Source organism: Streptomyces sp. NPDC058751, assembly GCF_042746485.1.
In the GTDB taxonomy this organism is placed as follows: Bacteria; Actinomycetota; Actinomycetes; order Streptomycetales; family Streptomycetaceae; genus Streptomyces.
Window position 1 is genome coordinate 135,455 of record NZ_JBHYPZ010000015.1, and the last position, 25,466, is coordinate 160,920.

The 25,466-nt window shown below is 71.2% G+C and carries 19 protein-coding genes and 2 pseudogenes; 9 read left to right on the top strand and 12 right to left on the bottom strand.

From position 1 onward, the window contains the following. Position 1: 1 nt before the first annotated feature. From ACFW6B_RS16565 to ACFW6B_RS16590, 6 genes are all read right to left on the bottom strand, one after another. Positions 2-1,513 (bottom strand): Wzz/FepE/Etk N-terminal domain-containing protein, encoded by a 1,512-nt coding sequence (locus tag ACFW6B_RS16565; RefSeq protein WP_386596473.1) that lies wholly within the window; start codon positions 1,511-1,513, stop codon positions 2-4. Then, positions 1,510-2,877: a Wzz/FepE/Etk N-terminal domain-containing protein gene (locus ACFW6B_RS16570; protein ID WP_386596475.1), complete on the bottom strand. Its 1,368-nt coding sequence runs from the start codon at positions 2,875-2,877 to the stop codon at positions 1,510-1,512. The genes ACFW6B_RS16565 and ACFW6B_RS16570 overlap by 4 nt, the downstream gene beginning before the upstream one ends. Next, the gene (locus tag ACFW6B_RS16575; RefSeq protein ID WP_386596477.1) at positions 2,867-4,138 is read right to left on the bottom strand and encodes a glycosyltransferase family 4 protein; all 1,272 of its coding nucleotides are present in this window, start codon (positions 4,136-4,138) and stop codon (positions 2,867-2,869) included. Before ACFW6B_RS16575 ends, ACFW6B_RS16570 begins: the two co-directional genes overlap by 11 nt. Beyond that, a complete protein-coding gene (locus ACFW6B_RS16580; protein ID WP_386596479.1) occupies positions 4,128-5,444 on the bottom strand; it encodes a nucleotide sugar dehydrogenase in 1,317 nt (438 codons plus the stop codon). Before ACFW6B_RS16580 ends, ACFW6B_RS16575 begins: the two co-directional genes overlap by 11 nt. A gap of 91 nt (positions 5,445-5,535) precedes the next feature. Further along, on the bottom strand, positions 5,536-7,014 hold the full coding sequence (locus ACFW6B_RS16585; RefSeq protein WP_386596481.1) for a sugar transferase: 1,479 nt from the start codon (positions 7,012-7,014) through the stop codon (positions 5,536-5,538). 857 nt (positions 7,015-7,871) lie between these two features. Next, positions 7,872-8,276: an FKBP-type peptidyl-prolyl cis-trans isomerase gene (locus ACFW6B_RS16590; RefSeq protein ID WP_386596483.1), complete on the bottom strand. Its 405-nt coding sequence runs from the start codon at positions 8,274-8,276 to the stop codon at positions 7,872-7,874. Positions 8,277-8,644: 368 nt separating this feature from the next. On the opposite strand from ACFW6B_RS16590, the gene ACFW6B_RS16595 reads away from it, so the two are divergent. Next, the gene (locus ACFW6B_RS16595) at positions 8,645-9,091 is read left to right on the top strand and encodes a peptidoglycan-binding protein (RefSeq protein ID WP_386596486.1); all 447 of its coding nucleotides are present in this window, start codon (positions 8,645-8,647) and stop codon (positions 9,089-9,091) included. An 83-nt stretch (positions 9,092-9,174) separates the two neighbouring features. On the opposite strand, the gene ACFW6B_RS16600 is transcribed toward ACFW6B_RS16595, so the two are convergent. Further along, the gene (locus tag ACFW6B_RS16600; RefSeq protein ID WP_386596488.1) at positions 9,175-9,582 is read right to left on the bottom strand and encodes a peptidoglycan-binding protein; all 408 of its coding nucleotides are present in this window, start codon (positions 9,580-9,582) and stop codon (positions 9,175-9,177) included. A gap of 355 nt (positions 9,583-9,937) precedes the next feature. Here ACFW6B_RS16600 and ACFW6B_RS16605 point away from each other — a divergent pair, with 355 nt between their 5' ends. From ACFW6B_RS16605 to ACFW6B_RS16620, 4 genes and pseudogenes are all read left to right on the top strand, one after another. Continuing rightward, complete coding sequence (locus ACFW6B_RS16605) at positions 9,938-10,750, top strand: peptidoglycan-binding protein (protein WP_386596490.1); 813 nt, start codon at positions 9,938-9,940, stop codon at positions 10,748-10,750. Beyond that, complete coding sequence (locus ACFW6B_RS16610) at positions 10,743-11,732, top strand: helix-turn-helix domain-containing protein (RefSeq protein WP_386596492.1); 990 nt, start codon at positions 10,743-10,745, stop codon at positions 11,730-11,732. The genes ACFW6B_RS16605 and ACFW6B_RS16610 overlap by 8 nt, the downstream gene beginning before the upstream one ends. A gap of 198 nt (positions 11,733-11,930) precedes the next feature. Next, the gene (locus ACFW6B_RS16615; protein ID WP_386596494.1) at positions 11,931-12,728 is read left to right on the top strand and encodes a hypothetical protein; all 798 of its coding nucleotides are present in this window, start codon (positions 11,931-11,933) and stop codon (positions 12,726-12,728) included. Between the two features lie 288 nt (positions 12,729-13,016). Beyond that, positions 13,017-13,277: pseudogene (locus ACFW6B_RS16620) on the top strand (phosphomethylpyrimidine synthase ThiC); the annotation flags it as partial. A 34-nt stretch (positions 13,278-13,311) separates the two neighbouring features. On the opposite strand, the gene ACFW6B_RS16625 reads toward ACFW6B_RS16620, so the two are convergent. Beyond that, positions 13,312-14,394: a hypothetical protein gene (locus ACFW6B_RS16625; RefSeq protein ID WP_386596496.1), complete on the bottom strand. Its 1,083-nt coding sequence runs from the start codon at positions 14,392-14,394 to the stop codon at positions 13,312-13,314. 83 nt (positions 14,395-14,477) lie between these two features. Between ACFW6B_RS16625 and ACFW6B_RS16630 the strand changes: the two genes are divergently transcribed. Further along, positions 14,478-14,711 carry a hypothetical protein gene (locus ACFW6B_RS16630; RefSeq protein WP_386596498.1) on the top strand — a complete coding sequence of 78 codons (234 nt, stop codon included), beginning with the start codon at positions 14,478-14,480 and terminating at the stop codon, positions 14,709-14,711. A 170-nt stretch (positions 14,712-14,881) separates the two neighbouring features. Here ACFW6B_RS16630 and ACFW6B_RS16635 read toward each other — a convergent pair. After that, positions 14,882-15,072: pseudogene (locus ACFW6B_RS16635) on the bottom strand (CorA family divalent cation transporter); the annotation flags it as partial. Between the two features lie 1,086 nt (positions 15,073-16,158). On the opposite strand from ACFW6B_RS16635, the gene ACFW6B_RS16640 reads away from it, so the two are divergent. Next, positions 16,159-17,565, top strand: coding sequence for a hypothetical protein (locus ACFW6B_RS16640; RefSeq protein ID WP_386596500.1), 1,407 nt, complete (start codon positions 16,159-16,161; stop codon positions 17,563-17,565). A gap of 70 nt (positions 17,566-17,635) precedes the next feature. After that, positions 17,636-18,034 carry a hypothetical protein gene (locus tag ACFW6B_RS16645; protein WP_386596502.1) on the top strand — a complete coding sequence of 133 codons (399 nt, stop codon included), beginning with the start codon at positions 17,636-17,638 and terminating at the stop codon, positions 18,032-18,034. 549 nt (positions 18,035-18,583) lie between these two features. On the opposite strand, the gene ACFW6B_RS16650 is transcribed toward ACFW6B_RS16645, so the two are convergent. After that, positions 18,584-19,816 carry a CorA family divalent cation transporter gene (locus ACFW6B_RS16650; RefSeq protein WP_386596504.1) on the bottom strand — a complete coding sequence of 411 codons (1,233 nt, stop codon included), beginning with the start codon at positions 19,814-19,816 and terminating at the stop codon, positions 18,584-18,586. A gap of 217 nt (positions 19,817-20,033) precedes the next feature. On the opposite strand from ACFW6B_RS16650, the gene ACFW6B_RS16655 reads away from it, so the two are divergent. Continuing rightward, entirely contained in the window at positions 20,034-21,140 is a 1,107-nt protein-coding gene (locus tag ACFW6B_RS16655) for a winged helix DNA-binding domain-containing protein (RefSeq protein WP_386596506.1), read from the top strand. 150 nt (positions 21,141-21,290) lie between these two features. Here the strand turns inward: ACFW6B_RS16655 and ACFW6B_RS16660 are convergent, their stop codons facing one another. Then, positions 21,291-22,082, bottom strand: coding sequence for a S1 family peptidase (locus ACFW6B_RS16660; protein ID WP_386596508.1), 792 nt, complete (start codon positions 22,080-22,082; stop codon positions 21,291-21,293). Positions 22,083-22,591: 509 nt separating this feature from the next. Beyond that, positions 22,592-25,432, bottom strand: coding sequence for an AAA family ATPase (locus tag ACFW6B_RS16665; RefSeq protein ID WP_386596510.1), 2,841 nt, complete (start codon positions 25,430-25,432; stop codon positions 22,592-22,594). Positions 25,433-25,466: the final 34 nt, after the last annotated feature.

A 25,466-nucleotide genomic window follows, 5' to 3' on the forward strand; every position in this document is an offset into this window, starting at 1 on the left:
CCTACCGTGCCTCCTGGTCGCTGTCCGGAACCCGTGCCGCCCACGACGGCTGCCGGTCCGTCTGCCGTGCGCCCTGCCGGACCGGCCGCTCGTCCCGGCCGCGCAGCGCGGTGTCCAGCCCGTCCCACAACGTGCCGTCCGTGCGGTCACGCGGATCGGGGTCGATCAGCACCACGCCGATCACCGCGATCCGCTGGTCCGCGAGCTGGCGCGCCACGGTGTGCAGCCACGCGGCGCTGCCGTGCCCGGCGCGTACGACGAGCACGGTCCTGGTGCCGAGGTACCGCAGGTCGGTCCACGCCGTGCCGGGCGCCACCGAGCCGACGCCGACCCGGCGGTCCTGGTGCGGCAGGGCCGCGGCACGCTCGCCGCCGACCACGGCCGGGTCACCCGGCTTCGCGCGGCGCCTGGCGAGCTGCGTACCGGGCAGACCGTCGACGACGGTCACCGGCCCGTCCGCGGCCAGTGCCCGGGCGAGGTCCAGCGCGATGGCGCTCGTGCCGCGCGCACAGCCCAGTTCGAGCAGCGACACCGGTTCCGCGGAGCCGCTCGCGGTGCGCGCCAGGGACGCGGTGAGCCGTTCCCGTGCCGTCCGGACCCGTCGGCGCCGCAACGGCCCGCCCTTGCGGCGGGGCAGTTCCGCGATGACCGAGGCGCCGAGGTTCGACGCGATCTCCCGGCGCAGCACGGGGCGGTCCGCCACCACCGAACCGACCGAGGCCACCGCGAGGCCGAGGACGAGGCCGAGGACGAGCCCGACCGCGCCGTCGGTGGCGGCGGCCTTGGGCAGGGAGCTGTCCACCGCGCTCGGGGCGTCCACGATCTGCGTCCCGGCGACGAGCCGGGGCGCGCCGATGCGCGCCTCCGCGGCGCGCTGGCCGAAGTCGGTGATCCGCGAGGTGAGTTCGGCCCGGCGGGCGAAGAGCGACTCCAGGTCCGCCGACGCCGTCGGCCCGCTCTGCGCCGTCCCGTCCCCGATCGTCTTGTTGACCTGGGCGAGTTCGCCCTTCAGACGGTCACGCTGGTCGAGCAGGGCCTTGGCCTCGGCGTCCGCGGCCGCCCGGATCCGCTTCACGTGGTCCGCGACGAACGCGTCGGCCAGCGCCTTGGCACGGGCCTCGGCGTCCGCGTCGCTGTCACCCGTGACCGTGATCTGCAGCAGGTTGTTGGTCAGGCCGGTCCCCGAGTAGTCCCGCATGAAGTCCTCGGGTTTCTCCGAGGAGTGCAGGGACTTCAGGGCCTGGTCCGCGATCCGTGTGGTCTGGAGCAGCGCGACGTCGGTGCGGATCAGCGTTCCCGGGTCGTTCGGCTGGTCCTCCTGGTGCGAGACGAGCACCTTGGTCACCGCGGTCGGCGGCGTCGGCAGCAGGACCGCCACCGCCGCGCCCACGAGCAGCCCCAGCAGCCCCGCGGCACACCAGAAGCGGCGCCGCCTGCGCACCGCCACCACCAGCGCCTGCAGGTCCAGCAGCGGAACGGCGGCCGACGACTCCGAAGTCGTACTCGTCGTCACCCTGAACTTCCCTTCACGTCGTGGCCGACCGCGAGCACCGGCGTGGCGGCGGTCCGGGCACGGTCGGCGGACCGCGCCGGAAGGGCCCGGACCATGTCGGCGATGACGACGCCGACGATCTCGTGCCCGGCGTCCGCGCACGCCTCGGCGATGCCGGTGAGCTCCGCCGCGGTCCAGTTCCCCGGGCTGAGCACGACGAGGACACCGGACTCGGTGCCCTGGTCCGGCACCAGCGGCCGGTCCACCGGGACCCCCACCGTCCGCAGCACCGGATCGCCCTCGGCCCCGGCGGCGAGCTGCCCGGCGGCGAGGAGGGCGGTCTCGTCGCCGTCCGGGACGACGACCAGCAGCCGCCGGGGAGCGGGCAGCCGGTCCCGGAGACGGGCGCACACCCGCCGGTAGCGCAGCTGCCGGCCGGCCTCGTCACCGGAGGGCTGCGCCACCGGTACGTCCCAGCGGACGTCGACGCCCAGCAGACGGCGGACCCGGGCCCGCGGGCCACCGCCCCGCGGCCGGTGCGCGGAGCGTCCCCCGGGAACGTCGACGCTGCCCAGCAGCTCCGAGCCCAGCGCCGCGGCGATCTCCGTCCGGGTGCGCAGCCGGCGGCTCATCCGGGCCGCGGCGAGATGGCCGACGACCCCGAGCAGGAAGAACAGCAGCGCCCCGGCGACGACCATCTGGATCCTCGTCGGCGGTGCCTCGCCGGCCGGCCGGGCGGCCGGGCCCATGACGACCATGTTGGCCTTGTTGGCGGCGGGGTCGGACTGGTCCAGCTTGCTGATGGCCTCCTGCAGCGTGGTACGGAGCTTCTCCAGCTCGGTGCGGGCCTGCACGCTCTCCACGGTCTGCCCCGGATCGGTGGCGTCGGCCAGCTCGGTGATGCGGCGGCCGGTCTTCACCACCGTCTGCTGCAGCGCCTCGCGCTGCGCCGCGGCCTCGGGGTCGGCGTTGTTGTCCGCGATCCGCGAGGCGAACGTGACGAACTGCTGGGCCACCTGGTCGGCGAGCCGCTGCGCGCGCTCCGGGGTGTCGGCCGTGCCCGAGATCTTGATGATGTTGCCGTCGGCGGTCTTGGCGTCGACCTCGTCCCGCAGCTCGTCCTTGCCGACGCCGGTCCAGTGGAGCGCGTCCGCCGCCCGGTCGACCACCACCGAACTGGTCGCGATCTCCTGCTGGGTCAGCAGCTCGCGTTCCTCCCAGGCGCCCGGCAGCAGCACCGACGCCGTCGCCGTGTAGCGAGGGGGGAAGACCAGGGAGACGCCGTACCCGACGAGCGCGCCCACCACGGTGAGGACGGTGAGCAGCCGCCAGCGCCGTCGGACGATCCGTCCGACGGTCGCCAGGCGTATCGTGTCATCGTTCAACGGTGCGGCCTCCGCCCTGCGCACTGTCCGGGCCGCCCGGTGCCGGAACACGGTCGCCGCAGGCGGCGGCGTAGGCGGCGAGCAGGGACGCCTGGGAGTTCCGCCACGAGAGCGGGCCGCTGATCCGCTCCTGGCCGATCTTGCCCATCAGGGCCCGCTTCTCCGGATCGTCCATGAGCCGCGCGACGAGCCTCGCGAACTCGGCCTCGTCGTTGGCGGGCGCGTAGACGGCGGCGTCACCGGCGGAGACGCGAGCCTCCCGGAGGTCGAAGGAGACGAGCGGGCGGCCCATCACCATGTACTCCAGGACCTTGTTCATGGTCGACACGTCGTTGAGCGGGTTGTGCGGGTCGGGGGAGAGGCACACGTCCGCCGTGGACAGGTAGCGCACCAGGTCCGCGTCCGGGATGCGCCCGGTGAACTGCACCTGGTCCGCGAGCCCGAGCTCCCGCGACAGCTCCACCATCGCGTCGAAGGTGTCGCCGCCGCCGACGAACACCGCGTGCCAGTCGGTCCGCCCGACCTCGTCACGCAGCTTCGCCAGGGCCCGCAAGGCGTAGTCGACGCCGTCCTGCGGGCCCATCACACCGAGGTAGCACAGCAGATGGGGTTTGTTGCGCTTCAGCTCCGGCTCCGGCGGCACGGGGTGGAAGCGGTCGATGTCGGGCGCGCTGCGCACCACGAAGACGTCCTCGGGCCGCTTGCCGCCACGGCTCACCGCGACGTCCCGGTAGCTCTCGTTCGTGGCGAGCACGACGTCCGCCGCCCGGTAGGTCATCCGCTCCAGCGCGCACACGCCCCGGTAGAGCAGGTCCTCGCCGCGGCCGAACCGGGAGAGGTACAGCTCGGGCACCAGGTCGTGCTGGTCGAAGACGAACCGTGCTCCGCGCCGCTTCAGCCACCGTGCCGCCAGGAACAGCAGGTCGGGCGGATTGCAGGCGTGCACCACGTGGACCGGCCCGACCTTCCGGGCCAGCCTCATGGTGTGCCACAACGCCGATCCGTACTCCCGCAGATAGCCGGCCGGCCCGCCGGTGGCCGCGCGCAACGGGTAGCGGTGGATCCGCACCCCGTCGATCACGGCCTCCGGCTCCGTGTCCCGCTTGCTGCCCTGCGGACAGATGACGTGCACCGTCCAGCCCGCGTCGCGCAGGGTCGTGCACTCCTGCCACACCCGCCGGTCGAACGGCACCGACAGGTTCTCCACCAGGATCAGCGCGCGCCGGCTCGGCCGGTCGCCGCCGTTCGAGTCACCAAGCAAGGCCCATGTATCCCGGTTCGGTCCGGCGCGCGTCGGCGTCGGGAAGGCGGACGAGGTCGACGATCACCGGACCGTCGCCGTGGGGGAGCGCCGAGAGCACGGCCGGGTCCTTCGTCCCGACCAGGCACACCTCGGCGTGTTCGAGCACCTCGTCGACGGAGTCCGCGAGGAGCTGCGCGAGGTGCGGCAGCCGGTTCTCGATGTACTCGCGGTTCGCGCCGAGGAGCCGGGACAGGCTCACGTTGGCGTCGTGGATGCGCAGGTCGTAACCCTTGCCGAAGAGCCGCTCCGCCAGTTCGACGAGCGGGCTCTCGCGGAGGTCGTCGGTGCCGGGCTTGAAGGACAGCCCGAACAGCCCCACCTTGCGCTTGCCGGTGCGCTCGACCATCTCCACCGCGCGCTGCAGGTGGTCGGCGTTGGAGGGCAGCACGTGCGACAGGATGGGCACCGACACGTCGGCCCGCTGCGCGGCGTGGACCAGGCTGCGCAGGTCCTTGGGCAGGCAGGAGCCGCCGAAGGCGAAGCCGGGCCGCAGATAGGCGGGGCTGATGTTCAGCTTGCGGTCGGCGAGGAACACGTCGATCACCTGGTGCGAGTCCACCCCGAGCGCCTGGCACACCGCGCCCAGCTCGTTCGCGAAGCCGATCTTGAGGCCGTGGAACGCGTTGTCCGCGTACTTGATCGCCTCGGCCACCGGGACCGGCACCCGGAACACCTCGCCGGGCAGGCCCTCGTACAGGGCCGCCACCACGTCGCCGCTCGCCGCGTCGAGTTCACCGATGACGGTCTTCGGCGGGTCGAAGAAGTCCCGCACGCTCGTGCCCTCGCGCAGGAACTCCGGGTTCACCGCGACCCCGACGTCGACCCCGGCCGTGCCGCCGACGTACTTCTCCAGGATCGGCACCAGCAGGTCCAGACAGGTGCCCGGGAGCATGGTGCTGCGGAACACGACGGTGTGCCGGCCGCCCCGCTCGGCCAGCGCGGCACCGATCTCCTCGGTGACCCGCTCCAGGTACGTCGTGCACAGGCTGCCGTTGGACTCCGAGGGCGTGCCCACGCAGATCAGCGACACCTCGCTGTTCGCGATCGCCTCACGGACGTCGGTGGTGGCGCGTAACGCCCCGCTCCCCACCACGTCGGCGACGAGTTCGCCGATCCCCTCCTCGACCACCGGGGCCTTGCCGTCGTTGACCAGGTCGACCTTCACCTGGTTGACGTCCACCCCGATGACCTCGTGGCCCTGGCCGGCCAGGCACGCGGCCGACACGCAGCCCACGTAGCCGAGCCCGAAAACGCTGACCTTCATGACCCGTTCCTCCCCCTGGGCAGACCCTTGCGGCCTGCCGTACCCGTGCCTGCCGGACGACGCCCTCCGCACATCGAGCGAGCCCCCCGCATCAGTAGGCCCCCTGCCCGTAGAGCACCGCACGCAGCGTCTTCCACAAGATCACCGTGTCCAGGGCGAGCGACCAGTCCTCCACGTACCGCAGGTCCAGCCGCACCGCCTCCTCCCACGACAGGTCGCTGCGTCCGCTGATCTGCCACAGGCCGGTGAGTCCGGGCTTGACCAGCAGCCGCCGCCGGATGTCGGGGCCGTACGCGGCCGACTCCTCCGGTAACGGAGGCCGCGGACCGACGAGCGACATCGATCCGGTCAACACATTGAAGAGCTGCGGGAGTTCGTCGAGCGAGTACCGGCGCAGCACCGCTCCCACCCGGGTCACCCGCGGGTCCCGGCGGACCTTGAACAACAGGCCGGCGCCCTCGTCGAGGCCGGCCAGCTCGGCGCGTGCCTTGTGGGCCCCGACGACCATGGTGCGGAACTTGAGGATGGTGAACTCGCGGCCGTTCTTGCCGACCCGGCGCTGGCGGTAGAACGCCCCGCCCCGGCTGTCCAGCAGGACGAGCAGCCCGACGAGCACCATCAGCGGCGCGAACAGCAGCAGCAGGACGGCGGCGCCCAGCCGGTCGACGACCACCTTGACCGCGCGGCGGCCCCCGGTGAAGGTCGGCATGCTGACCCGCAGCAGCGGGATCCCGAGCACCGCGTCGACGTGCAGCCGCGGCCCGGCCACCTCCATCAGCACGGGGGCCACGATCATCTCCGCGTCGCTGCCCTCGAGGTTCCAGGCCAGCCGCTGCAGCCGGTCGGGCGACCAGTGCGGGTCCGGGGTGACCGCGACGACGCGGTAGCCGTCGCGGTGCACGTGGTTCGCCACGTCCGCCAGCCGGCCGACGACCGGCACCCCGTCGAGCTGGTCACCGTCGAACCCGTGGCCGTCCGTCGTGCAGACCGCCTCCACCCGCCAGCCCAGGTGCGGGAACTTGCGGGTCCGGGTGACCAGATCGCGCACGGTGGCCGGGCTTCCGGCGGCGAGCACCGGTCGCAGGCACCGGCCTTCCTTCCGCTGTTTGTGCAGCCACAGGCGCAGCAGATAGCGCACGGTCATGGTGACGAGCGCGATCGCGGGGATCGCGACGAAGATCCAGAGTTTGATGTTGCGCGAGGTGAGGGCGATGCCCCCGAGCGCCAGGACGACGGTCGCCGCGAACAGCGAGCGTCCCAGCCGGCGGAATTCCTCCGCGCCCTGGCCCAGGACGGCCGGAGCCCACGCACGGCTCACCGCCAGTGCCCCCAGCACCAGCAGCTCGGTGCCGAACGCGAGGATGCCCCACTTCTCGTGCCAGTTGGCCGCGTCCCGGGCCCCGAAGAAGTTGCCGATCGCCGCCACCACGAAGGCCGTGGCGACCATGTCGCTGGTGATCACGGTACGGCGGTACCGCTGCTCCCAGTCGGTCGCGGGCTGATGGAACGCCCCGTTCGTCAGACGTCCGCGCGCAGACGGAAACGGACGTACTAGTCCCCCTTGTGGCACAGAACCCCCCAGGTTCCAGTGGTTCGACGTGTTCGCCTAACACTGTTTCTCGCCCCGGGAAGCACCCCCGCCCCCCGCGCCGAGCCGCGCCGTTCCTCCCCCCGGGAGGCCCCCGCCTCCCGCGCCGCGTCGTTCCTCCCCCCGGAGGCACCGCCTCCACGCGACGAACTCCCGCCGTACCGGGGGCACTTGGACAACTCGCCCCGCCGACGGCGGACTTGCGCGTGCTACCGGACTCCCGGGATGTCCGGAACCCGGTCGGATTCCCGGGTGCTCCCCGCACCCGAGCCCTTCCGGGGCTCCGGGGACCGATCGCCCCCGTGTCCGGCGCCGAGGCCAATGCTGGCATTCCCGACGTCGGACCCATAGATCATTATTGGTCGCCTTGTGCCCGTACATCCGAAGCACGGTCAATCTAGACCATCAGGGCCGTTATGGAGAGAGGGATGTGTGGAATTTGTGTTCAAGATTTGGTGCCGGATCCACTGACGGATGTCCCCCTTTGGGCACTCGGGCATCACCGCGCACTCCGGCGGCTCGCCCGGTGCCGGAGCGCGACGGGTGTGCGGTGACGATCAATTGGCCTCAACAGGCCTACCACAGCACACAGTTGGGCAAACGGTCCACTGGGGGATCTCTTCTCCCCGGCGCTCGCTCGGAGCCGGGCGCGCCGCTTGGGGACGACGTACGGGCCCGTGCCCACCATCGCCGTCAGGACGCTCGCGAAGGGACGGCCCGGCGCCCGGTGCGGCTCCGGCACGTGGCGGAAGTCCATGCCGTGGATCGTCCCGACCGGGGCCGGCGCCGGCGCGAAGAGGGGACGTGCGGCACGCCGTAGGGGAGGAGCGGCCGGGGTACTAGGCCTTGCTCCACCCGGTCGTGCCGGAGTACGAGTCCAGCAGGTCCACCACGAAGACCAGGGTCGAGCCCGGCGGGATCAGCGGCGAGGGCGACTGATTGCCGTATCCGAGACGCGGGGGAACGATGATCTCGCGTCGGCCGCCGACCCTCATCCCCCTCACCCCCCGGTCCCAGCCCTTGATGACCTTGCCGCCGCCCAGGGCGAACTTGAACGGCTGCCCCCGGTCCCAGGAGGCGTCGAACTCCTTCCCGGACGCGAAGGTCACCCCGACGTAGTGGACCCTGACCACCATGCCCGGCTTCACCTCGGCTCCGTCCCCGACGACCAGGTCCCGGACGGTCAGCTCGGTGGGAGCGTCACCTTCCGGCACGTCGACCTCGGGTTTCGTCGGTTCACTCATCGCAGCCTCATCACGTTCCGTCGGAAGCCGCCGCACGGACCGGCCGGACACATGGACGCCTCGTGCGGCAGATGGCCACGCTACCGAGAATGCCGGCCCCCGGGGCGCACCGGATCGGGCGGCCGCACGTGATGATCTTTCGCGCCGTCGCCGCGCCGCATGCTGCGCGAGCGGTACGGCATCCGCCGCGGCCGTCCCGCCGAAGCGTCCCCAGGGGTGGTGTTCGCGCAGGTCGGCGCGTGTCGTGTCCCAGGCGGCCGTCACTTGGGCGCAGGCGGTGGCGACCGTCGCCCGGCGCCCCGCACTCTCGAGTCGTCACCTGCTCGTCCGACGGGTCAGGTGTCCACTCACGATTCGAAAGAGGATCCATGCGATCGCACGTCCTGGGCAGGACCATCGTCAGCCTCACCGCCGTCGCCGGCATCGCCGCCGGGACCCTGGCGGCCGCCGGCACCGCCCACGCGGCGCCCGCGCCGACCGCCCGGCCGGCGGTGGGCGCCCCCGTCACCGTACTCGCGACGGAGAACTTCGGCCTGACCACCGCCGGGGCCATGAACGTCCAGAGGTTCCTGAAGACCGACTGGGGTTACACCGGCGAGATCGACGGACTGCTGGGCACCGAGAGCTGGAAGGCGTTCCAGCGCTACCTCAAGAGGTGGTGGGGCTACACCGGCGCCATCGACGGTGACCCCGGCGCCAACACGATCAGGGCGCTCCAGCGGCTCCTCAAGGAGCACTACGGCTACACCGGCGACATCGACGGCAGCGCCGGGACCGAGACCCGCGCGGCCTTCAAGCGGTTCGCCGGCGGCTGACGTACCGCCCCCCCAATGACCACGGCCCGCCCTCCCCGGAAACGAAACCGGAGGAGGGCGGGCCGCGGTACGTCGATCGCGGATCAGCAGAAGAGGCGGCGCAGGTGGGGCCAGCTCTCCTTGCCGATCATTCCGTCGACGTCCAGGTCGGTCTTACAGACGCGGTTGATGTTGCTCTGGAAGCTCCTCGCCGCCGCCTGGGACTTGGAGCCGAAGATGCCGTCGACGGTGCCGGGGTTGTAGTCCTGGTACTGGAGGAGGCACTGGGCCTCCTTACCCGCGGCGGTCACCGAAGAGGTGGAAGGATTGACCGTGTTACCGCTGTAGTAGCCGGCGGTGAGAATGCCGGCCGCGCTCATGTTGACGTCGCACGGGAAGGTGGTGGCGGCCTGGGCGTTCGTCCCGGCGGCGGCCCCGGTCGTCGTGCCACCCACGAGCGCGGCGGAGGCGAGCAGGAGTGCAGCATGCCTGCGAGTTGCGGAGAAAGACATCGATTCCCTTGTTTAAGAACGGAGTTGTAGCGAAACCGACCAGTGGTCGGTGTTCGACCCGGACACGGGCGGACCGTGCCCCCGGTTCGAACGACGGCCATGCTGGTCCGTCCTCCGCCGGGGTTCCAGTTCCGTCGGCGGGTTGGGACATCCCGGGACGCACACCTCGCTGAGCTGCGACGATGCCGCGCCGGACGAGGTGGTGGCGGGACTTCGGACGGGCCTGCGGACAGCGGTCACGAGCCCTGGGATGAAGAACGTGTGAACGGGCGGCGGGATTTCCGTACGCTTACCCCGCTCGAACCGCACGGTGCGGTGCGCGCGAAGGGAATGGGGCATGCCGCGTTGGAGGCCGTTGCCCGAGTCTCTGGCTTCACCGGTCAGACGGCTCGTGGTGCAGATGCGGCAGTCGAAGGACCACAGCGGGCTGAGCCTGAGCGCCTTGGCGAACAGGACCGGGTACAGCCGGTCTTCCTGGGAGCGCTGCCTCAACGGCCGTGCGCTGCCGCCGCTGTGGGCGCTGGAAGCCCTGGCGGACGTCTGCGGGGGCGACCGGGCGAAGCTGACCGCGCTGTGGGAGGTGGCCGCGTCCACGAAGACGCCGGAAGCGCCGGAAGCGCCTGAAGCAGAACGTTCGCACGGATCGTCCGAGGTGCCCGCGGCGGCGGACGTGAACGGCGGGCACCCGGATGTCACGCCGGAAGCGGTGGGGCCGGACGCCCCCGGCCGTGCGGCCCGGCGTGGTGCGGTGGCCGTGGTGTCGACGGCGGCGACTCTCGCCCTGCTGGTCACGGCGGGGGTGCTGGCGGCGGCCCAATGGCGGAAGTCGTCCGCGCAGCCGCGCGGGACGGCGGAGCAGTCGGTCGTGCCCGTCTCGACGTACTCCCCGCGGACCTTCCCCTGCTACTTCACCGAGCGCGACGGTCTGACGTACGCCGGGCACAGCACGACCCTGACCGATCCGTACCACGTAGGGGTCACGGTCGAGGCGGTCGCCGAAGTGCAGTGCCTGGTCGAACGGCACGGTTTCGACCCCCAGGGCATCGACGGGTCCTTCGGGCCCAACACCAAGGACGCCGTCCAGCGTTTCCAGCGCTCGCGCGGCCTCGACGACGACGGCGTCGTCGGCCCCGGGACCTGGCGGGCACTCAGGGAGCCTCGTGACTGAGCGCAGACGTCCGCACCCGGGCGGCACGGCCCCCCTGCCGTCCCCGGAGGTCCGCCGGCTCGTGGAACGGTTGAAGGAGGCCAAGGAGGCCACCGGGCTGAGTTTCGCCGCGCTGGCCGCCGCGACCGCGTACAGCAAGTCGTCCTGGGAGCGCTACCTCAACGGCAAGGTGTGCCCGCCCCGGGACGCCGTGGAGACCCTCGCGCGACTGAGCGGTGCCGATCCCGCCCGGCTGCTGGCGCTGTGGCGACTCGCCGAAGGCGCGTGGAGCGGCCGTGACGCGCGGTGCCCCGCGGCGGGGCCGGACACGGGGACGGACGCCGCGTCGGGCTCCGAGCCGCGCCTCGGGGCGGTCCCGACGGCAGGAACCGGCACGAAAACCGGTGCCGGCACCGAGCACGCCGGCACCGGACACAGGAGTGTCGGACACGAAGTCACCGGACACGAGGGTGCCGGACACGAGGGCGTCGGAGCGAGCGGCGGCGCGGCACCCGCGGGCGTGGCGCGCAAGCCGGAGCGCCATGCCCTGGTCGTCGCCGTCGTGGCGACCGCCACGGTGACGGCCGCCGTGTTCGGCGTGGCGGCGTGGATGTGGGCGCCCGCCGCCGACGGTCCTGAGCCGGCCGCGGCGCGCACCGCGATGCCGTGCCGGGGGGAGACCTGCACGGACCGCGACTCCGAGCAGGGCAGGACGGTCTGCTGGACGGACGCGACCACCCACGCGGTGCGTACGGTGCGGGGCCGGACCGTGGAGCTTCGCCACAGCCCGATGTGCGACGCGGTCTGGGGGCGCATTCGCAACCCGCGTTCGGAGGACCGCGTATGGGTCGAGACCTCCGACGGCCGCCGCCAGACCCGGCAGGTGTCCGTCCCCAGCCACTCCCTCTACACCCTCATGGTCGGCGTCGAGCGGCCCGCCGACGCGCGGACCTGCTTCGACCTGGGCGACGACGGCTCCGGCTGCACGCGGCAGGAGTGGTAGCGGGACGGGTCCCCGCGGGCGGAGGGGGCGACCGCGGACAGCAAGGGTGAGCACGGACAGAGGGCTTTACGGCGCAAGGAACGTCCCTCGTTAGGGGGCGCTCGAACGTTTCTGCTGTTCTGGTCGTACCCGGTGGCGGGGCATGATCACGGCGCCCCGCCCCTGGGGCTCTCGCACCAGTCCCGGAGGTGGCCGTCCGTGGCCCTTGTCATCGTCGTCGCCGTGCTCGCCCTGCTCGCGGGGCTCGCCGCGAACCGTTTCCTGCGACCGAGGCTGATCACCGGCGACGACGACGAGGGCATGGCGGTCAAGGACCTCGTCGGGCCGCTGCTGACACTGACCGTGCTGCTGCTCGCGTTCGTCCTGGTCACCGCCTCCAGCTCGTACGGGAAGGCCGAGATCGCCTCCCGCGCCGAGGCCCGGGCCGTGGACCAGCTCGTCGAGGCCGCGGAGTACGGGCCCGCGGCGCAGCGGGCCCGGATCCAGGCCGGCGCCGTCTGCTACGCCCGCGCCGTACGCCACCAGGAGTGGCTCGCCATGGCCGACGGCGCCGGTTCGGCCGCCCCCAGCGTGTGGTCGACCGACTTCCGGAAGACATTCCGGTCCATGCAGGGCGAGACGCCCTTCGGAATGCTGGTGGCCATCGACAACAACCGCTCCGAGGAACGAGAGGAACGCCTCACCCAGGCGACCGCGAGCATCCCCGCCACCATCTTCTGGTTCCTCCTCGCGACACTGACCATCACGGTCGTGGCACTCGGCATCTGTCTGCCCCGCAGGAACAACCGAGGGCAACTGGTCACTCTCGCCGTGATCACGGCATTGCTCACGACGGCGCTGGTCATCATCCGGGACGTCGACCGGCCCTTCGGTGGCATCATCAACGTCTCACCGACCGCGATCACCGAGGCCGAACGGCAGGCCACCCGGGACTTCGTCGCGAACCACCCCGCCAGCGAACTGCCTTGCGACGCCCACGGCGACCGCGTCGCCTGACAGGTCCGGCTCTTCGGCGGGCTCCTCACGCCCTGGTGCGGCGATCCTGAAAACCGTCGTGGCAGCGATGTCACCGTGGGTTCGCATCACACCGCCTCCGCTTGCTGAGCACTGAGAACGGTCCCTGTCCTGGTTAGGCGAATCCCAGGGGCCGTTCTCGTTCCCGGATCAGGGACTGTAAGACGTTCGGTGTAACTCCCGATCATGGAAGATGCATCGATGACCAGTGAGAACGTGTCCGAGTCCGGAGCCGTCGAGTCCTTGAAGGCTGTGTCGGTGAAGGCCGTGGACGACCAGTTCAACCTGGTTCTCGATCCGGACACGGCGCGGGAGTTCCACGACCAGGCACTGCCGACCGAGCTCGCCAAGACGGCCCACTTCTGTTCCATGTGCGGGCCGAAGCCCTGCTCGATGAAGATCAGCGGAAGCATCACAGAGCAGTTCGGTGGTGACGAGGGCTCGACGCCTGAAGAGATCGAGGCGGGGATGCCGGAGGAGTCGAAGGAGTTCGCGGCGGCGGGTAACCGCGTGTACCTGCCGCTCGCGGAGACGGGCGGCAGGTCGGCCGGCTGCCCCGGCCGCCTCAGTGGAGGGGGGCTCGCCAGGCCGCCAGTCCCGGCCGGCCCGCCTCCGCGAAACCCACCGCGAACGGCTTGTCGCCGTCGTCCGTCACCAGGTGGATGCTGCACTCCGTCACGCTGTCGCCCGGCGGGACCATCCGGGCGACCCAGTCGGACGGACAGCCGGGGATCTTCGTGTCGAGGACGAAGGGGGTCTTCCCCCGTATCTGTCGACCGCCCTCGGTGAGCAGGCGGACGCGGTCGGCCTGGTCGGCGTAGAGGTCTTTCGGCCCGGTGTTGGTGTAGGTGACCGACACGTAGTACGGGACGCCGCGCCGCTCGTTCTCGTTGAGGTCGAGGTCCAGACCCGCGAGGTCGGCCGCACTGCCCCGGCGTACGGAAACCAGCGTGGCGGGCAGTTCGAGGACGCCGTCCTCGGGGTCGTCCCACCGGACGCGGACGATGTCGCCCGGATCCGCCAGCCCGGCGGCCGCCGCCTGGAGGCCGCCCTCGACGGGCCAGGTGGCGACCGCGCCGCCCTCGTCGAGGTAGCCGTCGGCGTGATGCGCCAGCGACAGCACGCCGACGCCCTCGGGCAGCGCGTAGGTCACGCAGGTGTTGTACGAGTCGCCGGGTGCCAGCGTCTTCGGTGCGGTGTCCGCGCAGGGCAGGTCGACCCCGCCCGGCCTGCCGCCGCTGACGTAGATCTCCTCCCCGCGCGCCCAGTCGGTGCCGTTCAGGGCGAAATCGTTGTCCACCATGTAGGCGTCGGGAATCTTTTTCCGGCCGGTGTTGGTGACCTCGAAGGTGAGGTAGTGGGGGACCATGCCCTTCAGCTCCTCATCCACGCGCGCCCCCCGCATGTCCTCCTCAGAACCCCGGACCAGGCTCTTGACCGTGATCCTGACCTGGTACGACCGGTGGTCGGTGTCCGTGTGGACGACGTCCCGTGCGCCGGTCCGCACCGGCAGGTCCGTCCAGGAGGCAGGCCTCCCCGCGGCTCGCTCCACGGCCCCGCCCGCATCCTGTTCCCCCGTGCACCCGGCGAGGAGGGGTATCGACGCCGCGCCCATGGCGGCCTTCCTGACGTAGCTGGACAGGCGCATGGACTTCCCTTGCCGCACGATGATCCGGATCTGCCGGAGGACTGACGCATCGTAGGACGTCACAGCGGAGGCGGAGGCGACGGGTGGACGAGTACGGCGCGGTCCCCCTCGCGAACGGCGATCATGGACTCGTCTTCGGGAGCGACGGCGGCGGCAATCTCTTCGCTCTTGTGGCCAACGGCACGGTCCACAAGTCCAGGACCGCATCCTGGAACGACGAGTTCTGTACCGTGGCCGCCAGTCTGCGCGACTTCCTCGAGCAACTTCGCGACGTCATTGATCAGTTCGCCGCCGCGGGCCACCCCGGTGCTCCCTGAACTTCACGCACCGCCTGTCCACACGCGTCCTTCGTGGGTTCACGGAACTGTGGCCAGAGCCCTCATTCTCCCCAGCGGCCCCGAACGTTCCGCCGACGCCTGCGGTCGGGCCGACGTCCACCGGCGACAGCGCCACGTTCACCAGCGACGGGGTCCCTCGTGGCGACTGCTCAGAGCCACCGCTTCCGCTTGAAGATGACGTACAGACTGGTGCAGACCCCGCCATCAGCAACACCGCGAAGGGATACCCGAACACCCAGTGCAGCTCCGGCATGTGACGGAGGTTCATGCCGTAGAGCGTCCCCGCCAGCGTCGGCGCGAACAGGATCGCCGCCCACGACGAGATCTTCTTGAAGTCCTCTACCGAGTCGCCCTGACCTGCGTCGATGCGGTCAGAATCGTCTCTGGCCTGTGTGCATGAATCTTTCGGAGTCTTTCGAGTGCGTGTCGCGTGACGCGATCGGTTCTCCCCGCGCACTCCCCGGCGCGTCTCATTCTCCCCAGATTCTCCCCAGGGGTGGCCGTCGCTGGGGGCGGCAGGTGCTGTGAGTGGCTCTGTGCGAGGCGTCACGGCAACCACGCCGGGTCAACTCTCGGCGTGTAGGTCGAGTCTGCCAACAGGCTCTTCGCGGGCGACTGTGAATCGGAAGGTGGATATCCCGTCGGTGTCGGCTGAGCCTGACAAGCACCGGAACGGCTCCTCGCCATCCCATACCGTTGTGCGTCAACCCCGGATTCGCACCAGGTTCCCTCACATGGCGGGGCAGGACGCTCCTCGAGGGGTCCGCCACTTGCCGGGCATCCCCAGGCCGACTCGTCCGGCTACCCCGTTGTCTCGTCGACGTCCCGCCACGCGGTCGCCTCTGACACTCCGAACCCGGCTCCCACCTGGGCGAACGGAGACTCCCCCTCCACATGGCTGCCGCCATACGCCGGCTATTGGTGCCAGTACGTCACCGACCGGGTCGCCGACAAGACCCGCTACCGTCTTGCCATCGACCCCGCCGAGCAGATCGTGCTCGCCGAGTGCCTTGCTGCATGTCCCGACCGGCCCATCACGGTCACCCTCGCCCGCTGGACACAGGGCTGGCCCGTCACCACGGGGGAAGTAGCGGGCCAGAACCACTACACACGGGGGCGGGCCGTGTGCCTCATTGATGTCGAAAACCGGTCATACTTTGCCGGACAGGCGCAAACCGCACCCCACCTTCTGGGTGCAGGGAGTGCGCAGAAAATCCATGCGCCGCCGGGCTGTCAGGGCCCCGACCGCGGACTGTTGGGCGGTGGGAGGTTTCACGCCAACATCCTCCCGGGCGTATCGAACCTCCATTCGGTTCCGTGTGTGCCTGCATAGGGTGGAGCCGCGCATGACGCCGAGGCCGCTGCCAAGCGGGCCCGTTCCGACGCGGACGCCGCCCAGGCCGACAAACTGAAGGCCGACGCGGCGGTGAAGACCGCCACCAGCGCGGTCGCCGATGCCATCAAGGCATCCAAGGACGCCTCCGCCGAGGCCAAGACCGCGGTCAAGCTCGCCGATGAGGCCGAACAGCACGCCAAGGACGCCAAGACCCAGGCCAACGGTGCCAACGCGGAGACGGCCAAGGCACTCGTGGCCTCCGCCGACGCCGCCGAACTCGACGCCTCCGTGGCCCGCTCTGCCGCCGCCCAGGCCGAACAGGACGCCAAGGACGCCGACGAATACGCGCAGGAAGCCCAGGAAGCCGCCGACAGGGCCGAGAAGGCGGAGAAGGCCAAGCAGATCAACACCGGAACCGTCCCCGACGAGAACGGTCACTCGATCGGCAACGTGTTCTACGTCGTCGACCACATAGAGAAGGTCGGCGAGCCGGAGGTCACCAAGCAGACGGACGGCTGCGAGGGCTTCATCGACAAGCTCTTCTACAACGGCGACTGCACGATGACCTCGAAGATCCGGTACAAGGAGGTCCTCGACCTGTACCTGTGCAGTGCCGAGGGTATCGATCCGCAGAAGCTCATATGCCCGGCCGAGGCCACGCTGTACCTCGGCGAGGTCCGGACCGATGAACTGTCCCAGACGATCACACACACCATCACGATCGCCGAGTTCCAGGCGAACGTCGATCCGGTCGACATCCTCTTCGGCAGCTGGATCAGGTGCGCCCAGCTCATGCCCGGTGGTGAGAGAGGAAGCGCGGGCGGCTGCGCCTGGGCCGCCTTGGACGTCGCAAGCCTGTTCGCCGGCAAGATCATCAGGCCCATCGCGGAGGCCGTCAAGGCAGCCGACGCCGCCGCGAGGACCGGCATCGGATTCGCCGACGCGTGGAAAGCCCTGCGCGCTCTCCCCCTGAGCGAAGAGGCCATCGCCGGTATCGGCGCCAGGGCCCTCCAGGCACTGGGCAAGGCGTGCGGCAAGCCCCGCATCGCCGCTCTCGCACGTACCGTCAGCGGCGAGTTCTGCTGGGTTGAGCTCGGTGGGCCCGGCAGATGGTTCACGGAGAAGGAGTCGATGAAATCAGCCGACGCCGCCTATCAGCGTGTGGTGACGGACGGGGTGCCTGAAGGCTTCGTGTACAAGGTTCCCGCCTCCACACCGAGTGGTTTCGTCAAGTTCGACGGCTATAAGAACGGGAAACTCATCGACGCCAAGAACCTGCACTATCCCGACAGCTTCATCAACCCGAGCACCGGCAAGCTCAAGTTTCCCACCGCGGAGACCACAACGATGAAGAAACAGGTCGCGGCAGCCAATGGTGTGCCCGTCGTGTGGTACATGAACAACGAGCGAACCGCCACTGCTCTGCGGCTCTGGGCGATCGACAACGACGTCAAGGGCATCGAGTTCGTGTTCAGGCCCGTCCCGGTCACGGGCTGAGCAACGGGTGTCTCCCCCTGCAGGAAGAGGGGAGACACCCGTCACCTTCCTGACGAGCAAGAGGAGTGAAATGAGTTACAGTCTGGGGCTCTATAGGTTCGTGGACGGTGAACTCGTTCCGCCCGACATGGACGTGGTGCGGACGGTTCTCGCTCCGTATGGTGTCGTGCCCGGGAAATCGACGGCCAACGGTATGGATTTCTGGATCCGCGCGGATGACGGCGGGGAAGCCGAACTGTCTGTCTCGGGCAACATCATCGGGGTCGAGCGTCCCGCCATGGGCGAGATCCGTGGCGTCATCGCTGAACTCGCCGACAGGATCGGGGCGGGCATTCTCACCCCCCGTGGCACGTTCCTCTTTCGTGAGGACAGCCGAGGCCACCTACCCGAGGGGATGAAGAACGATTCCGTCTTCGTTCCCGAGATCACCCGCGAAGCCCTTGAAGGCGTCGAGGCTCGGACCGCATAACTGAGTTTGTTTGACTCTGTCGGGGATCTTGGAGTTTCCCGGTGCGGCTGCGTGATCAACGGGCATGCTCAGGTAGTTCCGCCGACCGGCGAAGCTGTCGAGGTGCCCGTTGTCCCTTCGCCTCCGTTCCGGTGAGCACGTTCCGCCTCTGGCCGCGCAGGTTGCGCGGGCGAGCAACCCGGTTGGCGCGACGGCGATATTGGGTGCGTGACCGGCTGGACAGGGTCACGGACCCCGTCGCTGCGGCCCGTGCGGGGAAGGCGGTCGATCCGGCCGACGACCGAGGCTGAAGAGATTCTCGGTTTCTCTGGAATTAACCCGTCCAGCAGAGAGTTCCATCTGCTTGTCGTCCTGCGGTCCAGGAGTGGGGCAGGGTTCGTGTTGTGTCGAAACATCACGGTTGAGTACGGCGGAGAAGACCCCGTCGGACCCGCCTTCGAAGGTGAAGACCGCAGTGTCATCTGGACCACTCGCTCGCAGTCGTAGGCGGACGGTGAGACAGCCTCCGCCGAGTAGGGGACAGTGCCTCAGCGGCGAGGCTTCCGCTACTCAGAGCCAGTCCTTCCGCTTGAAGATGAAGTACAGACTGGTGCAGACGACCGCCATCAGGACGATCGCGAAGGGATAGCCCAACGCCCACCGCAGCTCCGGCATGTGACGGAAGTTCATACCGTAGATCGTCCCCACCAGCGTCGGCGCGAACAGGATCGCCGCCCACGACGAGATCTTCTTGATCTCCTCGTTCTGTTCGAAGCCCGCCTCCGCCAACGCCCTCATCTCGGCGTTCTGTTGCTGGGTCACGAGCGTCGCGTTGACGGTGAGGATGTCGGTGAGGGCCTGGCGGAATCCGTCCACCCGCTCGCTGGTGTGCGTGACGTGGTCGGCGACGTCACGGAGGTAGCGCTGGAGCTCCTCGTCCGTGCGGTACTTGGCGAAACCGGCCATCAGGCTGTGCAGCATGCCGACCAGCGGGCGGGTGGCGCGCTGGAACTCGACCATCTCGCGGGAGAGTTCGTAGATGCGGCGGGACACCGCGGGATCGCCGCGGAAGACCTCGGTCTCGATCTCGTCGATGTCGTTCTGGACGCCGGAGACCACCGGGACGTAACCGTCGACGACGGAGTCGAGGATGGCGTAGAGGACGGCCTCCGGACCGAGCCTCAGCAGTTCCGGGCTGTCCTCCATGCGGCGGCGCACCGCCGAGAGGTCCGGTGCCGCGCCGTGCCGGACCGTGATCACGAAGTCCGGTCCCACGAACACGTGCAGTTCACCGAAGTCGACCTCCTCGGCCGCGTCCAGATAGCGGGCGGCGCTCAGGACGACGAAGAGGGTCTCCCCGTACCGTTCCAGCTTCGGGCGCTGGTGAGCCTCCATCGCGTCCTCGACGGCGAGCGGATGCAGGTCGAACTCGGCGGCCAGTGAATGGAGTTCGGCAGCCGTCGGGCGGGCCAGGCCGATCCACGCCATGCCGTCCGGCTGCTCGCGCAGTTCACGGAAGGTCTCGGCCAGCGACCCGGGCGCCGACACCCGTACCCCGTCGCGGTACAGCGCGGACTGGACGACGCTCGCGACCTCGGCGGGCTCGGGCGCGGAAGGCGCGTCGCGCGGCGGCGTGCGGCTCGGGGGCGCGGCGGACGGCGGAGTCAGGGCGCGCCGCCACAGGGGCCTTCGCTCCGCCTTCGTGTTCTCGGTGCCCCCGGGGCCCTTCCCCTCCGGGGAGTCGTCGGCGTCCCCCGCGCCCCGCCGGTTCTCCGAGGCTGAGCGGGCGCGTCGCTCGGACATCGCGGCTGCCTCCAGGCTCGAACGTACGTCTGCGCGAACTCCGGGCAGGATATACGGGGCAAACGCCCGCGTGCCGCCGGTGGACAGGGGCCGGGTGGGGGGATGCGGGCGGGGCCGCGGGGACGGGACCGTGGCAACGGGGTGCCGGACGGGACAGGGCGGGCCCGGACGGGAGTTGCGGACAGAAGGTGTCCGCGAGCGGGGTTAGCGTGCCGGTATGACGAAGACGACCGCGACGGCCCCCGTGCTCGGCACCCGCGCCCTCAACCGCGCGACCCTCGACCGTCAGCTCCTGCTGCGCCCGGCCCCGATGTCCGCGACGGCCGCCGTGGAGCACCTCCTCGGCCTCCAGGCGCAGAACGTGAAGCCCCCGTACTACGCCCTCGCGGCCCGTCTGGACGGCTTCCGGCCCGAGCACCTGTCGGCGGCCATGGACGCACGCGAGGCCGTCCGGATCGTCACCATGCGCTCCACCATCCACACGCACACCGCCGACGACGCCCTCACCCTGCGTCCGCTGGTGCAGGCCGCCCGCGACCGGGAGCTGGCCTACTTCCGCAAGGGGCTCACCGGCGTCGACCTGGACCGGCTCGCCGCGATCAGCCGTGAGCTGGTGGAGGCCGAACCGCGCACGATGAAGCAGCTCCGGGGGGAACTGTTCGCGCACTGGCCGAAGGCCGACCCGTTCGCCCTGACCGTCGCGGCCCGCTGCACCCTGCCGCTCGTCCAGGTCACCCCGCGCGGTCTGTGGGGCCGCAGCGGCCAGGTCGCCCTCACCACCGTCGAGCACTGGCTGGGCCGCCCCGCCGAACCCGCCCCGGCGCCCGACGCGACCGTGCTGCGCTATCTCGCGGCCTTCGGACCCGCCTCGGTCAAGGACATGCAGACCTGGTCCGGCCTGACCCGGCTCCGCGAGGTCTTCGAACGGCTGCGGCCCGGTCTGACGGTGTTCCGCGACGAGAACGGAGTGGAGCTCTTCGACCTTCCCGACGCGTCCCGGCCCGACCCGGACACCCCCGCCCCGCCCCGCTTCCTGCCCGAGTTCGACAATCTGCTGCTGTCCCACGCCGACCGCTCCCGGGTCGTCCCCGCGGACCTCAAGGGGCGTACCTGGCGGGGCAATCAGGCCTACCGCACCCTGCTCGTCGACGGTTTCGTGTCCGGCCTGTGGAAGCTGGAGGAGGGCGCGTTGGTCGTCGAACCCTTCGGCAGGCTCACCGGGGCGCAGCGGGACGAGGTCGGCGCGGAGGGGGAGCGGATGCTCACGGCGATGCACGCCGGAGAGGGGTACGACATCCGGTTCGGCACGGTCGCACGGCCGTGAGGTGCCGGCGGACGGGAGGCGCCGCGGGGAAGCCGTCCGCCGGCAGGTATGAGGGGCGTGCCCTTGGATGAGGGGCGTTGCGGGCCGCTCGTGGAGGCTCGCAACGCCCCTCGGCTTTTGCCTGAGGGGTACTCAGGAAATCATCGGTCGCTACGAGTTGACCTGCTCGGTCACCAGGCCGGAGAACGTCGTCAGGCGGGTGTAGACCCCGGGGTAGCCGGCCTCCGCGCAGCCCTCGCCCCAGGAGGTGATGCCGGCCAGCACACCGTTGATGAGCAGCGGGCCGCCGCTGTCGCCCTGGCAGGTGTCGACGCCTCCGGCGGCGTAACCGGCGCAGACCATGTCGGAGGCCACGTAGTTGGAGCCGTACGAGGCGGCGCAGCTCGTGTCGGACACGATCGGGACGGTCGCGGTGCGGAGCTGGTTCGAGGAGGCGCCGTTCGCCGAGGTGGTGCCCCAGCCGACGATGCGGGCCGTGGCGCCGGTCGCGTACAGACCGGTGTCGGAACCCGAGACGTAGGGCGCCGGGGTGTACGGCATCGGCGTGGACAGGGTCAGCACGGCCACGTCGTCGCCCTCGGTGGCGTCCGTGTACTCGGGGTTGATCCAGATGTCGCTGACCCTGCTGACCGTGCCGTCCGTGCCGGTCAGGAACGTCCTCCCGCCCACCACCCGGACGCTGTTGGTGGTCTCGCCCGACATGCAGTGGGCCGCCGTGACGACCTTGTCGGCGGCGACGAGGGTGCCGCCGCAGAACTGGTTCTGCCTGGCGTCGGTGATCTGCATCATGAACGGGTACGCGGTCGTCGTGGTCGTCGTGCCGCCGACGATGGGCTGGGGAGCGGCTGCGGCGGACGGGGCGCCGAGCAGCGTGGTCGCGGCGGCTGCGGCGGTCGCCGCACAGAGGGCGGCGCTGTTCTTGACGCGGTTGAGCCCGAACATCGGTCTCCTTGGAAGTTGCCGGTGGGGGGACGCGCGGGTGTGTGGGGGGAAGTCACGACACCTCTGGATGGAGTGTCGTAGGCCCGAGCGAGCGGCACGCCCACACGCTAGGGGGTGGGACCGCTCTCACCCAATGGGGGAACCCCCTAGTGGGGCGGGGGGAGGGAAAACCCTTGTACGGCACGGGCCGTGTTTGACGCGGGCGCCGTCCGGTTGGTCCCGGCCCGCGGGACCCGCCCGTCCGACGCACGTTCATCCGAGGGAGTCACCCAGCAGCCATACCGTCCTGGCCCGGACCTCTACCGGTCGCGGCCGGAGCGTCACCGTTCCGGCCCGCAGTCTCACCGGTCCGGCCGCTTCCCGCGCGCCCCGAGCCGTCGTTCCGGGCCCGTACTCTTCCAGGCCCGTACGCTTCCGGACCCGCCCCCCCGTGCCCCGCTTCCCGTGCGCCCCGCTTCCGTCGGGGCGCCCCGCCCGGCCGGAAGCCTTCCCTGCGGACCGGGGGAGCGTCAGTCGGGCCTGCGTTCCGCCGCCAGCCGCACGATGTCGACCCGCGACCGTATCCCCAGTTTGCGGTACACCCGGGTGAGCGTGGCCTCCACGGTCTTGACGCTGATGAACAGGCGCCCGGCGATCTCGCGGTTGGTGGCGCCCTCCATGACCAGGGCGGCGACCTGACGCTCGGTGGCCGCGAGGGTGTCGAGGGCGGCGGGGGCGAGGGGCGGCGCGGCCGGGGGACGCGCGGCGGCCGCCTCGGCCTGCCGGAGCCAGGGCAGCGCACGGCACCGGCGGAACAGCCGGGCCGCCTCGTCGTAGGAGGTGGGCCCCGGTGTCCCCGCCCGGGCCGACCCGGCGGCCGGGGAGAAGGTGCGCAGTCCGGCGAGGGCGTACGCGGCGCGGGCCTCCTCCAGGCCGTAGCCCAGCTTGCCCAGGCGGTCCTGCGCCGAGGCCAACTGGCGCTCCGCGGGTCCTTGTTCGCCGCGTGCGGCCCGTACCAGCGCCTCGGCGCGGTCGAGTACGGCGAGCACGCTCTCACGCTCCAGCCTGAGCGCCCGTCTGCGCGTCACGTCGATGACGTCCTGCGCCTCCGCGGTCTCGCCGATCCTGACCAGGGCCTCGGCCAGGTCGCCGTGCCAGCGGCCCCGGGCCGGGTCGATGACACCGAGGCTCTCCTCCAGCTCCCGGACCCGGCGCAGGGAGTGGACCGCGGCCGACGCGTCCCCGGCGACGAGCTGGGCGTGCCCGAGGGCGCCCAGCGCGCGCGAGAGGTAGACCATGTCGCCGTCCTCCTCGGCGCGGTCCACGGCCTCGTGGGCGAGCGAGAGCGCCCGGTCCACGTCACCGCCGGCCGCCTCGGCGAGCGAGGTGAACATGGCGGTGGCCGCCTCGCCGATGCCGGTGTCGCGGGCCAGCCTGAGGCTCTCCCGGGCCAGGTCGAGGGCGCGGCCGCAGTGGCCGGAGCGCAGTTCGGTCTCGGCGAGGCCGCGCAGGAAGTGCAGTTCGCTCTCGACCATGCCGCGTCGCTGCACCTCGCGCAGCAGCGCGGTGATGGCGGTGCGGGCCTCGGCGAGCCGGTCGCCCATGATGAGCCAGCGGAAGCGGGCGGCGCCCGCGCCGTTGTGGTCGCAGGCGACCCTCGGGTCCTGTGGCTCGCGCATCGCCCGCTGGATGGTCGAGGGCGCGTCCGGGTGCCCCATCAGGGTCTCCATCTGCGCCTGGAAGCCGAGTGCGAGCAGTTCGGTGCGGCGGTCCCCGGCGCGCGCCGCGAGCCGCGCGGACCGGGCGGCCTCCTCGCGGGCCTTGGTCATCTCGCCGTCCATCAGCAGGGCCCGCCAGCCGAGCTGGTAGCGCACGAGGGCGACCAGGCCCGGGTCGTCGCCCGCGTCGGCGAGCGCCTGCGGGAAGACGGCGTCGATCTCGGCCATGGCCTGTCCGGCGGAGTCGACGACGACCATCCAGGCCCGGACCCGTTCGGCGGGGGCGGTGGCTCGTGACAGCACCTGGCGGGCGATGTCCCGGGCGAGGTCGGTCTCCCCGGCGGTCAGCGCGTCCTCGGCCGCCTGGAGCCGCCGCTCGTCCGGCCCCGGCCGGGTGTCGGCCGGGGTGTGCCGGGCGGCGAGCAGTCCGAGCCCGACGGCGACCGAGGGGGCGCCGCGGTCACGGGCGACGGCCGCGGCCTCGCCGAGCCGGGCGGCGACGGCGGGGTCCGTGCCGGTGGTGGCCAGCGCCAGGTGCCGGGCGCGCTCGATGGGATCGGAGGCCGCGTGGGACAGGGCGGCGTGCGCGGCGCGCCGCTCCTGCGGGTCGGCCTCCGCGTACAGGGCGGCCGAGACCAGGGGGTGCGCGAAACGGATGCCCGGTGTCTCGCGTTCGGTGGCGAGGAGCCCGAGGGCGGCGGCCGAGGCCGTCTCGGCCTCGGCGTTCTCCCGGCCCGCGGCGCGCAGCAGGGACAGCGTCGGACGGGCTCCCGCGCTCGCGACCAGCAGGGTGCGGCGGGCCTCGGCGGACAGCATGTCCAGCCGGCTGAGGACGAGCGCGCGCAGCGACGTCGGTACGGGGAGGGGTTCGCCCGGACTCGGCCGGGTGGGGGACTCGGCGAGGGCGCGGCCCAGCTCCAGCGCGAAGAGCGGGTTGCCGCCGCTGGTGCGGTGGATGTCGCGCACGGTGGAGCGGGACAGACCGGTGTAACCGCGCTGCACGAGGAGCGCGGCGACCTGGGTCCGGGTCAGCGGGGCGACCCGCAGGGCGAGGGTCTCCGGGACAGACGCGCGTAGATAGCGGTCGTGGTCCTGTGCCTGGGGCTCGGTCTCCGTACGGACGGCGCAGAGCATGCGCACCGGTGTGCCGCCGAGCCTGCGGGCGGCGAAGCCGAGGAGTTCGGCGCTGGCCGGGTCGAGCCACTGGAGGTCGTCGGCGACGATCAGCACCGGCCCGCGCGCGGCGAGGGCGCGGAACGCCGACAGCACCGCGAGCCGCAGCGCCAGCCCGTCGCGCTGGAGGGTGGACTCGCCACGGCCGGTGAGCGCCGACTCCAGGGCGGTGCGCTGCGGGGCGGGCAGCCGGTCGGCTATCTCGTCGACGACCAGACCGAGGAGGTCGGCCAGAGCGAGGAAGGGAAGATGGGATTCGGACTCGGTGGCGGAGCAACGCAAGACGGTCCGCGCCGATTCGGCGCATTCCGCGGCCAGCGCCCGCAGAACGGTCGACTTTCCTATTCCCGCCGGCCCGTGCACGAGCACACTGCCACCCCCGGAGAGCTGTCCGCGGGCCGCCGCGAAGAGTTCCTCCCGGCCGATGACCAGGTCAGGGCGCGGTCTCGCAGGTTCCCTGAAGTCCCCTCGCACGGTCACCGCTCCCCTCGTGTGTCGTGTCCTGGCCAATATT

Excerpts from the sequence above, each read along its gene's own strand:
- ACFW6B_RS16580 (WP_386596479.1), bottom strand. The coding sequence starts at position 5,444 with ATGAAGGTCAGCGTTTTCGGGCTCGGCTACGTGGGCTGCGTGTCGGCC.
- ACFW6B_RS16590 (WP_386596483.1), bottom strand. The coding sequence starts at position 8,276 with ATGAGTGAACCGACGAAACCCGAGGTCGACGTGCCGGAAGGTGACGCT.
- ACFW6B_RS16595 (WP_386596486.1), top strand. The coding sequence starts at position 8,645 with ATGCGATCGCACGTCCTGGGCAGGACCATCGTCAGCCTCACCGCCGTC.
- ACFW6B_RS16600 (WP_386596488.1), bottom strand. The coding sequence starts at position 9,582 with ATGTCTTTCTCCGCAACTCGCAGGCATGCTGCACTCCTGCTCGCCTCC.
- ACFW6B_RS16625 (WP_386596496.1), bottom strand. The coding sequence starts at position 14,394 with ATGCGCCTGTCCAGCTACGTCAGGAAGGCCGCCATGGGCGCGGCGTCG.
- ACFW6B_RS16645 (WP_386596502.1), top strand. The coding sequence starts at position 17,636 with ATGAGTTACAGTCTGGGGCTCTATAGGTTCGTGGACGGTGAACTCGTT.
- ACFW6B_RS16650 (WP_386596504.1), bottom strand. The coding sequence starts at position 19,816 with ATGTCCGAGCGACGCGCCCGCTCAGCCTCGGAGAACCGGCGGGGCGCG.
- ACFW6B_RS16655 (WP_386596506.1), top strand. The coding sequence starts at position 20,034 with ATGACGAAGACGACCGCGACGGCCCCCGTGCTCGGCACCCGCGCCCTC.
- ACFW6B_RS16660 (WP_386596508.1), bottom strand. The coding sequence starts at position 22,082 with ATGTTCGGGCTCAACCGCGTCAAGAACAGCGCCGCCCTCTGTGCGGCG.